This is a genomic window from Exiguobacterium sp. UBA7533 (assembly GCF_002479335.1).
GTDB lineage: Bacteria > Bacillota > Bacilli > Exiguobacteriales > Exiguobacteriaceae > Exiguobacterium_A.
On the sequence record NZ_DLMP01000002.1, the window covers coordinates 71,955 to 84,979 of the forward strand.

The window sequence follows — 13,025 nt, forward strand, 5'->3', positions numbered from 1 at the left end:
ATGCAAGAAGGCTATAAAAAAACATCTGGCGTCTTCATCATGGTTCGTGACGATGAGCAATACGTCTTCGCAGACTGCGCGATCAACATCGCACCGGATGCGAACGACCTAGCAGAGAACGCGATCGCATCTGCGAAAACAGCGAAAACATTCGGAATCGATCCGAAAGTCGCATTGCTCAGCTTCTCAACAAAAGGTTCAGCAAAATCACCAGAGACAGAGCGTGTCGTTGAAGCAACGCGTATCGCAAAAGAACGCGCACCAGAACTTGCGATCGATGGCGAACTTCAATTTGATGCTGCTTTCGTTCCAAGTGTCGCAAAATCAAAAGCACCAGAATCAGATGTCGCGGGTCAAGCGAACGTCTTCATCTTCCCAAGTCTTGAAGCTGGAAACATTGGCTACAAAATCGCACAACGTCTTGGTGGCTTCGAAGCAATCGGTCCGATCCTTCAAGGTTTGAACAAACCGGTCAACGATCTTTCACGCGGTTGTAACGAAGAAGATGTCTACAAACTCGCGATCATCACGGCGGCACAAGCGGTCGAAGAACGCCAAGCCTAAGCACGGTGTGAAAAAGTCTTTACTTTTTCGCTAAACCCCGTACAATGGTAAACATCACGAAAATCACGAAACGTAAACGTATAGCAACGCTCGTATAATAGTGGGAATTGGCCCACGAGTCTCTACCGGATCGCCGTAACGATCCGACTACGGGTGGTGAGTTACTGCTCTCTTTTTTGGCGTACAGTGGCTGCCCCCGGGTAGCGGCTGTACGTTTTTTCGTTTTTTAAAGAGGAGAATGCATGTATGAAACGTCTACACGACATGATTAATCAAGAGGGAATCGTCTTATCGGATCAAGTATTGAAAGTGGATGCTTTTTTAAATCATCAGGTTGATCCGACGTTGATGTGGGAAATCGCCTATGAGTTCATGGAACGCTTTCAAGATGCTGGTATCACGCGGATTTTGACAATCGAAGCGGGAGGTATTGCCCCGGCAATGATGACAGCACTTCGTCTTGGCGTACCAATGGTCTATGCTCGTAAGACGAAATCGGTCACATTGAACGAAGGAACGATTTCAGCTGAAGTTTTCTCATTTACGAAACAACAGACGAATACAATCACGGTCGCAGAGAAATACCTGCAACCGGGTGAACGTGTTCTGATCATTGATGACTTCCTCGCAAACGGAGAAGCAGCATTTGGTCTCGCTCGTCTCGTTGAACAGGCAGGGGCAGAAGTCGCTGGATTTGGAATCGTCATTGAAAAGTCGTTCCAACCGGGACGTCAAAAACTGATCGAAGCTGGATTCCGTGTCGAGTCACTCGCGCGTGTTGAGTCATTGAAGGACGGAAAAGCGACATTCGTCGACTCGGTGACCGTATGAGACTATCAAACTTCAAAGCAGCCAGTCTCGGACTTCAGCATGTGCTTGCGATGTACACGGGAGCAGCTGTTGTTCCACTGATCGTCGGGAGTGCGATCGGATTGTCAGGAGAAGAACTTGCTTATTTAGTGGCGATTGATCTTTTCATGTGTGGCGTTGCGACCTTATTACAAGTACTCGTCACGAAATACACAGGTGTTGGTCTTCCAGTCGTACTTGGTTGTACCTTTACAGCAGTCGGTCCAATGATTGCGATTGGAAGTCTTCAAGGCATTACAGCGATTTACGGTGCTTTGATTGCCAGTGGGCTGATCATTCTCGTCATTTCAGGTTGGTTTAGTAAGATCGCGGTCCTGTTCCCACCGGTTGTCCTTGGTTCCGTCGTGACGATCATCGGGATTTCCTTGATTCCGGCTGCGATCAACGATATCGGAGGCGGACAGGGAGCGAAAGACTTTGGTGACTTACGTTACCTCGGACTCGCCGGATTAACGATCGTCTTGATTTTAATCTTGAATCGCTACGGGACGGTCTTCTCAAAAGCGGCAGCTGTCTTAATTGCTGTGATGATCAGTACACTCGTTGCATTTGGCATGGGAATGATCGACTTCAGTCCGGTGGCAGAAGCGTCATGGTTCCAAATGGTGACACCATTTTACTTCGGTGTACCGACATTCAATGCAACTGCCATCTTGACAATGACGCTCGTTGGTCTCGTCTCGATGGTTGAATCGACAGGTGTGTTCTTGACACTTGGTGAAATCACGGACCGTCGTTTAACGGATAAGGATCTAGCGCGTGGTTACCGAGCAGAGGGTGTCGCGACGATCGTTGGTGGTATCTTCAATAGTTTCCCTTACACGACCTATAGCCAAAACGTCGGTCTAGTTCAGTTGACTGGCGTAAAGACACGCAAAGTCATTTTATTTGCGGGTGGATTTTTGATCTTGCTCGGTTTCTTACCAAAAGTAGCGACGTTTACGACATTGATTCCAAAACCTGTTCTTGGTGGAGCGATGTTGATCATGTTCGGAACGGTCGCGGCAAGCGGGATCCGTATCCTATCACGGGTCGATTTTTCGAAGAACGAGCACGTCATCACGGTGGCACTCGCGCTCGGAATTGGTCTAGGAATTAGCATGAATCCTGAAATCGTAGCAGGTCTCCCATCACAAATTCGCGTTTTGACGGATAGCCCGATCGTCGCTGGTTCACTAACAGCATTGCTATTGAACGGGATCTTCCGATTGACCGGGAAGTCCAAAACAGCAGATGTGCCACTTGCTAAAGTTGAATAACAATTGTAACTTTCCGAAAGGAGCTATCCTGTATACTACATAGTAGCAGGTAGTTCCTTTTTTATACTGCTAACGTAATCAGAATATTCCGAGTATGTGGATTTAGTGAAAAATATACATTGAAAACGTTTACAAAATCGACACATCTTCTTTATACTGACAACGTAGCGGTACGGGGAACTGCTAAGAAACAAACAGAGACTGGAAGGACGTCGTAAAAATGAAACAACAGACAGAGTTGAATCGGGGACTGGAAGAACGTCACATTACACTCATGTCGCTGGGGGCGGCAATCGGTGTTGGACTCTTCCTCGGATCAGCGAAAGCTATCCAATTGGCAGGTCCAGGGATCTTACTTGGTTATCTTATCGGTGGTGTCATCATTTTCATTATCATGCGAGCACTTGGGGAGCTTGCGGTGCGGGAGCCGATCGCTGGTAGTTTTGCGGAATATGCCCGAAAGTATGTCAGTCCATTAGCTGGTTTTTTAACGGGTTGGAATTATTGGTTACTCTGGATTTTTACGTGTATGGCGGAAATCACAGCAGTCGGTATTTACATGAAAGTATGGTTCCCGGATTCCCAGGGGTGGGTATGGGCGCTAGCAGCACTTGTTTTGATGACGAGCATCAACTTCATTGCTGTTAAATTTTATGGTGAATTCGAATTTTGGTTTGCGTTGATTAAAATCGTCGCGATCGTCGCCATGATCATCTTAGGGACATTGACGATCGTCATTGGTCTTGGAAACGGCGGCACACCGGTTGGGATTTCGAACCTGTGGTCACATGGAGGATTCTTGCCAAACGGTTTCACTGGTGTACTTCTTGCCATGCAGATGGTCATGTTTGCCTTCTTAGGGATTGAAGTGATTGGGGTCACAGCAGGGGAAGCGAAGAACCCGAAGAAAACGATTCGAAAAGCCGTCAATAACGTCTTCCTACGAATCTTAGTATTTTATATCGGAGCACTCTTCGTTATTTTATCGATTTATCCGTGGGATCAAGTCGGTGCGAACAACAGCAGTCCGTTCGTATTATTATTTGATTCACTTGGTATTCCGGCAGCAGCCGGCATCATTAACTTCGTTGTCTTAACGGCAGCACTCTCGTCATGTAACTCGGGTATCTTCTCGACAGCCCGGATGATGATGAACTTATCCGAGAACAGTGAAGCACCACGTCGTTTCTCGAAAATCTCGAAAAACGGTGTTCCGGCACTGGCGACGATTCTTTCAGGTGTCGCATTGCTCGTCGGTGTCGCTTTGAACTATTTCTTACCGGAAGACGTCTTTGCGATCGTTACGAGTATTGCGACGTTTGGCGCCGTCTGGACGTGGGCAATGATTCTAATCGCTCAGATGCGAGCACGGAAAGTACACGGTTCAGCAGAATTTGGTGTTCCGTTCTTCCCGATTGCGAACTATATCGCCCTCGCGGCGCTTGCCGGTGTCATCGTCTTGATGGCATTTGACGCAAGTACACGGATCGCTCTGGTCGTTGGACCACTGTGGTATGCGATTCTGATTGCTGTCTATTATGCACGGGGAATGCATAAGGAGACACGTCAGTCGACGCGTCAGGCATCAGGAGAATAAGGAAACGAGCGGATCCGGAAACGGATTCGCTTTTTTGACGCTTCGTATCAAACCGTTTCGTTTTGTTTTAACGATAGATTTGCTACACTTACGACAGAACCATACAGGAGGTCATACGAAATGAAAACGATTCATGTAGATGAATTACAAGAGCGATTAGAGGCAGGTGAGGCGTTGCATGTCGTCGACGTCCGTGAGCAGGATGAATACGATGCAGGACATATTCCGAACGTCCGCCTCCTTCCGATGTCTGAGATCGGCGAACGCTATACGGAATTGCAAGAAGGCGAAACCTACTACTTGATCTGTAAAGCGGGTGCGCGGAGCGAAAACGTCGGTCGTTTCCTCGAGCAATATGGATACGACATCGTCAACGTCGAAGGCGGTATGATGAACTGGAAGGGCGATCAAGAAGCATAAGGGTAAGCGTTACTAAGGAAGACGACTCGAACTGAGTCGTCTTTTTTCATGTGAACTAGTACACGTTTACCGATTTTTCTATGAACATTTTTCGTTATTCTTCCGATAGAGAAGGTAGAATAGCGAGTCCTTGCACTCGAGAATGGAGTGACACATGGAACAAAAGATCAAACGAACAATGAGCATCAAACAAAAATTAATCGTGACATCGATTCTACTTTTGATGATTCCTGCATTAGTAATCGGCTTTGTCGCATATGACCTCGCGAAACAAAAGATGACGGAACAGATTCTTCAATCTGCTCATAGTGGAGTCGACCGGATGAATGATGAGATCCAAAACATCATTGATCCGATGCGGCGCGATGTCGCCTTTTTTGCGGACCGAATTGACGGAACGCTCTATCAAAAAGGAAAACAAAATGCTGCGTTAAAGGAAAAAATGACTGAATATCTCGATATGCATCCGCAGGCGGCGAACATCTATTTCGCGACGACGGACGGGGATATGAATATTTTCCCGGAACAGGTCATGCCAGATGATTATGATCCACGGGAACGCTCGTGGTATCAGTCGGCAGAAGCAGCAGGTGGCAAGGTCGTCATCACGGATCCGTACGTCGATGCCGCCTCGAACAAGATGATGGTCACGCTCTCGCAGACGACAGGTAACGGAAGAGGTGTCGTGGCGATTGATGTCGATGTCGACCGGATCGCGGAAATCGCGAAAAAGATCAAAATCGGAAAAGAAGGATACGTAATGATTCTTGATTCTACGAAAAAAATCGTTACGCATCCGACATTAAAACCAGGTGAGAAAGCGACAGGCAAATGGGTGTCATCACTTTACGCTAACCCAGCAGGGCAGTTTGGCTATGAGTTTGAAAACAAAGGCAAACAGATGGACTTCATGACGAACGACCTGACGAAGTGGAAGGTTGCCGGAACACTGTACGATCATGAAATCACGGATGCGACATCGAGTATTCTTTGGACGACGCTTGTTGTCATCGGCGGGATGTTGCTCGTCGCAGCCATCTTCATCTACTTCATTCTTCGCTCGATTCTTCGCCCACTCGGTCATTTAACACGTGGAGCAGAACGGATTCAATCTGGTGATTTGACGGAGCCCGTCATCGTTGAATCAAATGATGAGGTCGGTCAAGTCGCCCAAAGCTTTAACGTCATGGTTGACTCACTTCGTTCGATCATCATTAATCTCGATCAGTCGATTACACAAGTAGCTGGCTCTTCTCAGGAATTGATGGCGAACTCTGCCCAAACGACTTCCGCTTCTGAGCAAATCGCGGGATCGATTCAACAAGTCGCAGCAGGGGCGGATCAATCGAAACGCCAACTCGATGCGAATGCTGTTTCGCTCCAATCGATTACAGCAGGCATCATGCGAATCGCTGAGAGCTCAACCGATGTCTCGGAATTGTCACGTTCAACGGCAACAGAAGCCGAGAATGGAACAGTTGCTGTGCTGAAGAACGTTGAGCAGATGAAAGAAATCGATGCTTCTGTTCAGAACTTCGGTGGTGTCATCAGCTCACTCGCCCATCGTTCGAATGAAATCGGAAAAATCGTCGATGTCATCAACGGTATCGCTGAGCAAACGAACTTGTTAGCACTGAACGCAGCGATCGAAGCAGCACGCGCAGGCGAAAATGGAAAAGGATTCGCTGTCGTCGCGAGTGAAGTGCGTAAACTAGCAGAGCAATCACAGGATTCAACGAAACAGATTGCACAGCTGATTCAAAACATTAAACAGGAGACGGATCAGTCGGTCACGATGATGAAGGAAGTCTCAGGACAGACGAAAGCCGGTTTGTCGACGACAGAAGCATCAGCAGAGCGTTTCCAAAAGATTCTCGAACGAACGCAGGAAATGACGCCACGGATCGAAGACGTGACGGCGACTGTCGAAGAAATTGCAGCGAACGTCCAAGAAGTATCTGCGTCAGCGACGGAAATCGCACATATCGCGCAAGAGAATTCGTCCGCTTCGAAACAAGTCGCAGCGACGACGGAAGAACAGTTGAGTGCGATGGAAGAGATTTCGCAATCCGCCAAAGTATTATCCGATATGGCGGAAGAACTACAGGTACTCGTTGCCCGTTTCCGTGTTTAAATGATCAAATCAAAAAAAGGCAAGGAAGCCCGTCTTCCTTGCTTTTTTGTCTGTCAACATTCGGTGACAAACGGAACAAATAGCTTATAATCCCTGTGAATCTGGGCTTGAGACAGTGTTAAATCGGGAATTTAATTAGTATCTAACACTTCGAAGGAGGTGGGTACGGTGAAGCAGTTTCGTAAAATAAGAGAGTGGCAAGATGCAGGTCTTTTGGATGAAGCAACTGTTGAACGAATTCTGAACTATGAAAATCAACGTTCAACAAAACAACGTCTGCCTTTGTTATTAATCATTGGAGGTACCTTCGTCGTATTGGCTGTATTCAGCTTTTTGGCTGCTAATTGGCAAGCGATGCCAGTCGGCTGGAAAATCGGACTCGTCGTAGTACTCATGTGGAGCTGTTACATCGTGGCAGATCTTTCGGAACGTCGTCATATTCTTCATCCGATTGTCTTTCGAATCGGTGGAATCCTAGCATTTGGTGCCTCAATTCTCGTCGTGGTTCAAAGTTTTCATTTGCCGATGGAAGGATCATTACTCGGTTGGTGTGTGTTTGTCGCCGCGTTAGTACATTATGTACTTTGGCGTCATGAGGCATACGGTGTCGTCGCCCTTCTTTCCGGATGGACGATCTTCACGAGTCTTGGGGGATTTGGTCAGGATCAGGCGAGTTATCTTGACTGGACGTCCTTTAGTCTTATGATTATACTTTCGTTCAGCTGGTTTTACTTCAGTCAACAGCTGCCGTCGCTTTTATTTAGCTGGCTGTTTCTTTTTTTCAGCGGTCTATCCTTGTTTCTCCTCGTATCATATGACGGATTCCTGTGGCCGATTTGGACGCTATTTTTGCTTGTTCCAGTTCTCTGGCTTGTTCGTGAGGAATCCAATCGTCGTATCGTCGAGATGGTCTATCTGGTCGTCGCTGCTATCAGTTCGATCATCTATTTATCCGTTCGTGCGGAATCAAACGTCGTATTACCCTCCGTGACAGAAGCGGTACTGTTAGCTATCGTCTCCACCGGTCTAGGAATCTTTCTCTATCAAAAACGTCGTGGATTGTTGTTTATCGTACCGCTTGGATTCGTCGGAGTACTCTGGATTGATGAACAGGCAATTCTACTTGCCATTCTCTTTGAATTATCCGCGCTACTGTATCTGTTATATCAAGAACGCCGTCATGCAGTCGTCTGGCCAGCCTTTCTCTATTTCATTCTCGTTCAAATTGCGATATATGTCATATATGCCTGGGATCGTTTAAACATGTCCTTATTTTTCCTCATTGGTGCGCTACTCATCTTCTTATTGTCTGGTGTCTTATGGTGGTTACGCCGTAAAGGAGGTGTGGCGTCATGAAGCGTTATCTGATACCAGTATTGCAGACATGCGCCGTCGGTCTGTTGATCGTCAGCTTTTTTGCGACCTCCTGGTTCGGGACATCGTACCGTTTTCGGGCAGAACCGTTTGATCCGTTTGATCCCGTTTACGGCGAATACGTGATGCTTCAGTACCCAGATTTAAAACCTGGTCCGAGGATTCAAAACGGACGTGTCTATGTCAGCTTCAAGACGGATGCTTCCGGTTATGCTCAAATCGATCGGATTTCGAATGAACGATTCTTCGGAAGTGTCGCCGGCGATTATTACGAGCAATATGTATCGATTCCGCAGTTGACGCAGTATTATGTCGAACAGGGAAGCGGAAAACAATACGAAAAAGCAAAAGCACTGGAAGTCCGAGCGGATGTGTCACCATGGGGAACGATCCGGACGACGAATTTAAAGATTTCTGAGTAAAAAACCTTGCGCCAGGAATAAAACGGTTGTACTATTAATTTAAATTTTCAGACAACTGAATCTGCATGTGTAGATGGGAAGAGTAAAGTGATTGGAAATCGATAGAGAGTCTCTGTTGCTGGAAATGAGACGATTTCGATACTTGAAGATGGTCCCGGAGCAGTCGGAAGAACGTGAACCGTGTTCATCAGTAGAACCGACCGGTAGGAAGGATACCGTTAGCATTCCATGGAGTCTCGTACTCCTAGAGGTGGCTGAGCGTGAGTTGAGTCATGAACGAAGGTGGTACCACGTGATCAGACATCACGTCCTGAGAAATAAGGGCGTGGTGTCTTTTTTTGTGGAGACGTTCCCGCAGGAGGAGGATGACGAGATGACAGAGGCATTGGTATTGCAATCAGACTTTGGTGTGAGTGACGGGGCGGTCAGTGCGATGTATGGGGTGGCCCATAGCATCAATCCGGAGATTCGGATTTTTGATTTAACGCATGACATTCCGCCATTCCACATTTGGGAAGCGTCCTATCGGTTACTACAGACGGTGCCGTACTGGACGGAGCAAACGGTGTTCGTTTCTGTCGTTGATCCGGGTGTCGGGTCGAGGCGAAAGAGTGTCGTCGCGCGAACACGGACCAATCAATACATCATTACACCGGATAATGGGACGTTGACGCATCTTTGGCAAGCCGGATACATTGCGGAAGTGAGACAACTCGATGATCGACGGCATCGTCTGCCTCGGATGGGTGAATCGTATACGTTTCACGGACGAGATATCTTTGCCTTCACGGGTGCGCGATTATCGAGTCACGTCATCACGTTCGAAGAGGTGGGACCGCTTTTACCTACTGAAGAACTCGTCTTACTCGACCGGACATTTGCTTCATCGTCGGACAACGGTGTTACCGGTATCGTCGAGATTCTCGATGTTCGCTTCGGAAACGTCTGGACGAACATCCCGGTCACGCTCGTCCGCCAGGTGGGTCTTGATATCGGCAACCACGTCAAGGTAAGGGTTTCGTACCGAGACCGGATCGTCTACGAACAAACACTGCTCTTCGGTCATTCGTTCGCCGATGTGCCGGTCGGTTCAGGAGTCGTCTACATCAATTCGCTGGATCAGATTGCTCTTGCCTTGAATCAAGGTTCGTTTGCACATGCATTTGAAGTTGGAATCGGAAATGATTGGAGTGTTAGCGTACAACACATTAAAGGAGGAGATCGAACATGAAAGGATTTACGACAAAACAAATCGTCGCAACTGGGATCGGAGCAGCTGTATTCATCATTTTAAGTCGATTCGCTGCGATTCCGACAGGCGTACCGAACACGTCAATCGAGACAGCCTATGCATTTCTCGCATTCATGGCGGTCTTGTTCGGACCGGTTACAGCCGGCTTGATCGGTCTGATCGGTCATGGCTTAAAAGATGCGATTTTATACGGTTCCCCGTGGTGGAGTTGGGTCATCGTCTCCGGGTTCGTCGGGTTTGGTATCGGATTGATTGCTAACCGAATTCGTTTAGAAGAAGGCGGATTGACGACTCGTAAAATCGTTTTATTCAACGCCACACAAGCCATCGTGCAAGCGATTGGTTGGATCATCATCGCACCTGTACTCGATATTTTAATTTACACGGAGCCGGCGAATAAAGTCTTCGTTCAAGGTGCGGTCGCTGCGACATCAAACATCTTGACAGTCGGTGTCATCGGAACGTTATTACTCGTCACGTATGCCAAAACAAGAAGTAAAGCAGGCAGCTTGAAACGCGAAGTTTGACCGAATGAGCTATGATCCTGTGCGAAGAAACGGCAGGGACATAGCTCATTTAGCTTGGGGGGAGAAAGACATGACAAACGTGATTGAATTTCAGGATTTTTCATTTACATATCGGAGTCAGTCGGAACCGACACTCCGGCAGATTCAGTTAACGATTCAAGCAGGCGAACGCATCTTAATTGTTGGACCTTCGGGTTCAGGAAAAAGTACGCTTGCTCAGTGCATCAATGGGTTGATTCCATTCTCGTACCCGGGAACGTGGAAAGGACAGGTTCTGATCAAAGGGCAGGATGCCCGGACGTTATCGTTATTTGATCGTTCGCTGCATATTGGCACGGTGTTACAGGATCCAGATGCGCAGTTCGTTGGTTTATCGGTTGGCGAAGACATTGCCTTTGCGCTCGAGAACAAACAGACAGGGCGACCGGAAATGCACGAGATCGTCGAACGCGTCGCACGGATGACGGACGTCGAGACGCTTTTGCAAGCGCGATTAAATGATTTATCAGGAGGTCAGCGACAACGGGCGGCATTGGCTGGAGTTCTCGTCGAAGATGCGGATATCTTATTGTTTGATGAACCACTCGCAAATCTCGATCCGGTAGCGGGTCAAGAAGCGATGATGTTAATGGATCGACTGCAACGCGATACGAACCGAACACTGATCGTCGTTGAACACCGAATCGAGGATGTACTGGTCATTCCATTTGATCGCATCATCGTCATGGTCGACGGAGAAATTATCGCCGATCATCATCCTGACGTCATCTTAAGTAACGGAAAACTGCAACAAGCAATATTGCGTGAACCCCTCTATGTCAGTGCCGCACGCTGGGCTGGCATGACCGTGGAGTCTGTAGATCAGCCGAGCCGCATCGATCCTTTTTTAGAGCAGTTCAACCAGAAAGACGTGTTAGAACGTTTAGAAGAAGCTCCTCAAAAAGAGGCTGCAATCTCTGATTCATTGCTTGAACTTGAGCAGTTGGCGTTTCATTATCATCAAGGAACGCCAGTGCTTGAAGATGTGACGGCGACTTTTCAAAAAGGAACACTGACAACGATCGTCGGTCAGAATGGTGCAGGAAAATCAACGCTTGCGAAAGTGTTGAGTGGTTATCAACGGACAACACGTGGTCGGATCCTACTTAACGGGACCGACATTACGCACCAACCGATCGCCGAGCGGGCAGGGTCAATCGGATTCGTCCTGCAAAATCCGAATCATATGATTTCGAAGCACCTCGTGCAGGAGGAAATTCGCTACGGGATGCAGACACTCGGATTGAGTGAAGCGGAAGAAAACGAGCGTCTCGAGCAGACGTTACGTCGCTGCGGATTATATCCGTTTCGCAATTGGCCGATCCAAGCACTAAGTTTTGGTCAGAAGAAACGGGTGACGATTGCTTCGATTCTCGTTCGACGACCGGATATCTTGATTCTCGATGAACCGACAGCTGGTCAAGATTACCGGCATTATTCGGATATGATGGGCTTTTTAGAAGGATTGAAACAAGAGGGGATGACGTTACTCATCATCACGCATGATATGCATCTCGTCTTAGAGTACAGCGATCAAGTCTGCCTGGTGCAAGCTGGACGCATCCGTTACGCCGGAACGTCATTTGGACTGCTAAATCAAGAACAGTTGCTGCATCATGCCCATTTAAAGCAAACATCGCTCTTTACGATAGCGAAACATCTCGACATCGATGCGGAACGATTCGTCGAGTCCGTGATTACGGCGGAGCGAAAGGAGCGGGAACAATGGCTGTAGAAATGCTTGGCTATATTGAAAAAGCGTCACCGATTCATCGATTGACGGGAACGACGAAACTAATCGGATTCTTGTTATTTACGACAGCAACGATGTTTACCTATGATACGCGTGTCTTACTTGTTCTTGGTTTAGTCAGCATCGTGTTATTCCGATTGTCACGTATTCAGTTTCGGGAAGTCCGATTCGTTTTGATCTTTACAGCAATATTTGTCCTGATTAATGCACTCGCCGTTTATCTATTCGAACCAGAGCAGGGCGTTGAAATCTACGGTTCGCGTCACGTTTTATTTGAAGGCGTTGGTCACTTTACGATAACATCAGAACAATTGTTTTATCTGTTTAATCTCATCTTAAAATACAGTGTGATCGTTCCGATTGCTGTGTTGTTTCTCGTCACGACCCATCCGACGGAATTCGCGTCATCGTTGAACCGGATTGGTGTACCGTATAAAATCGCCTTCGCTGTCTCATTAGCGCTCCGTTACATTCCAGACGTACAAGCGGACTTTCGGACGATTGCGAACGCTCAGGAAGCGCGGGGAATTGCCGTCTCGCATGGTTCGCTTTGGCAACGGGCGCGTAATAGCATCCAGATTTTACTTCCGTTGCTGTTTACGAGTCTCGAACGAATTGAAACCGTCAGCAATGCGATGGATCTCCGTGGATTTGGTGCGGGACGAAAGCGGACGTGGTACAACCAACAGACGATGACACGAATTGATTATGTCGCCATCAGTTGTGTAGTACTTTTGACAATTTTCTCGTTTGTCGTCACTTTCCATGACGGCAATCGATTTTATAATCCGTTCTAAGCATGAGATACGAAAAA

General features: G+C 47.6%; 12 protein-coding genes and 1 riboswitch. All 12 genes read left to right on the plus strand.

All coding sequences use genetic code 11. From position 1 onward, the window contains the following. Window positions 1-564 (plus strand): phosphotransacetylase (locus tag B2U10_RS04495; protein ID WP_290785921.1); only part of this gene is annotated, 564 nt, incomplete at its 5' end. A gap of 70 nt (window positions 565-634) precedes the next feature. Continuing rightward, window positions 635-734, plus strand: a riboswitch (purine riboswitch). 76 nt (window positions 735-810) lie between these two features. Next, window positions 811-1,395: a xanthine phosphoribosyltransferase gene (locus tag B2U10_RS04500; protein WP_035411444.1), complete on the plus strand. Its 585-nt coding sequence runs from the start codon at window positions 811-813 to the stop codon at window positions 1,393-1,395. Next, entirely contained in the window at window positions 1,392-2,693 is a 1,302-nt protein-coding gene (locus tag B2U10_RS04505; protein WP_290785923.1) for a nucleobase:cation symporter-2 family protein, read from the plus strand. Before B2U10_RS04500 ends, B2U10_RS04505 begins: the two co-directional genes overlap by 4 nt. 220 nt (window positions 2,694-2,913) lie before the next feature. Continuing rightward, on the plus strand, window positions 2,914-4,290 hold the full coding sequence (locus tag B2U10_RS04510) for an amino acid permease (RefSeq protein ID WP_290785926.1): 1,377 nt from the start codon (window positions 2,914-2,916) through the stop codon (window positions 4,288-4,290). Between the two features lie 120 nt (window positions 4,291-4,410). Then, entirely contained in the window at window positions 4,411-4,710 is a 300-nt protein-coding gene (locus B2U10_RS04515; RefSeq protein WP_035411426.1) for a rhodanese-like domain-containing protein, read from the plus strand. A 154-nt stretch (window positions 4,711-4,864) separates the two neighbouring features. Further along, a complete protein-coding gene (locus tag B2U10_RS04520) occupies window positions 4,865-6,844 on the plus strand; it encodes a methyl-accepting chemotaxis protein (RefSeq protein ID WP_290785929.1) in 1,980 nt (659 codons plus the stop codon). Between the two features lie 168 nt (window positions 6,845-7,012). After that, the gene (locus B2U10_RS04525) at window positions 7,013-8,200 is read left to right on the plus strand and encodes a DUF2157 domain-containing protein (RefSeq protein WP_035411421.1); all 1,188 of its coding nucleotides are present in this window, start codon (window positions 7,013-7,015) and stop codon (window positions 8,198-8,200) included. Next, a complete protein-coding gene (locus B2U10_RS04530; protein ID WP_035411417.1) occupies window positions 8,197-8,640 on the plus strand; it encodes a GDYXXLXY domain-containing protein in 444 nt (147 codons plus the stop codon). Before B2U10_RS04525 ends, B2U10_RS04530 begins: the two co-directional genes overlap by 4 nt. A 373-nt stretch (window positions 8,641-9,013) precedes the next feature. Next, window positions 9,014-9,871, plus strand: coding sequence for an SAM hydrolase/SAM-dependent halogenase family protein (locus B2U10_RS04535; protein WP_035411414.1), 858 nt, complete (start codon window positions 9,014-9,016; stop codon window positions 9,869-9,871). Next, window positions 9,868-10,419: an ECF-type riboflavin transporter substrate-binding protein gene (locus B2U10_RS04540; RefSeq protein ID WP_056064409.1), complete on the plus strand. Its 552-nt coding sequence runs from the start codon at window positions 9,868-9,870 to the stop codon at window positions 10,417-10,419. The genes B2U10_RS04535 and B2U10_RS04540 overlap by 4 nt, the downstream gene beginning before the upstream one ends. A 70-nt stretch (window positions 10,420-10,489) precedes the next feature. Further along, on the plus strand, window positions 10,490-12,193 hold the full coding sequence (locus B2U10_RS04545) for a DUF3744 domain-containing protein (protein WP_035411408.1): 1,704 nt from the start codon (window positions 10,490-10,492) through the stop codon (window positions 12,191-12,193). Then, the gene (locus B2U10_RS04550) at window positions 12,184-13,008 is read left to right on the plus strand and encodes an energy-coupling factor transporter transmembrane component T family protein (protein ID WP_035411405.1); all 825 of its coding nucleotides are present in this window, start codon (window positions 12,184-12,186) and stop codon (window positions 13,006-13,008) included. Before B2U10_RS04545 ends, B2U10_RS04550 begins: the two co-directional genes overlap by 10 nt. Window positions 13,009-13,025 lie beyond the last annotated feature (17 nt).

Coding starts and splice junctions, on each gene's coding strand:
- B2U10_RS04535 (WP_035411414.1), top strand. CDS start 9,014: ATGACAGAGGCATTGGTATTGCAATCAGACTTTGGTGTGAGTGACGGG.
- B2U10_RS04530 (WP_035411417.1), top strand. CDS start 8,197: ATGAAGCGTTATCTGATACCAGTATTGCAGACATGCGCCGTCGGTCTG.
- B2U10_RS04510 (WP_290785926.1), top strand. CDS start 2,914: ATGAAACAACAGACAGAGTTGAATCGGGGACTGGAAGAACGTCACATT.
- B2U10_RS04545 (WP_035411408.1), top strand. CDS start 10,490: ATGACAAACGTGATTGAATTTCAGGATTTTTCATTTACATATCGGAGT.
- B2U10_RS04520 (WP_290785929.1), top strand. CDS start 4,865: ATGGAACAAAAGATCAAACGAACAATGAGCATCAAACAAAAATTAATC.
- B2U10_RS04540 (WP_056064409.1), top strand. CDS start 9,868: ATGAAAGGATTTACGACAAAACAAATCGTCGCAACTGGGATCGGAGCA.
- B2U10_RS04515 (WP_035411426.1), top strand. CDS start 4,411: ATGAAAACGATTCATGTAGATGAATTACAAGAGCGATTAGAGGCAGGT.
- B2U10_RS04550 (WP_035411405.1), top strand. CDS start 12,184: ATGGCTGTAGAAATGCTTGGCTATATTGAAAAAGCGTCACCGATTCAT.
- B2U10_RS04500 (WP_035411444.1), top strand. CDS start 811: ATGAAACGTCTACACGACATGATTAATCAAGAGGGAATCGTCTTATCG.
- B2U10_RS04505 (WP_290785923.1), top strand. CDS start 1,392: ATGAGACTATCAAACTTCAAAGCAGCCAGTCTCGGACTTCAGCATGTG.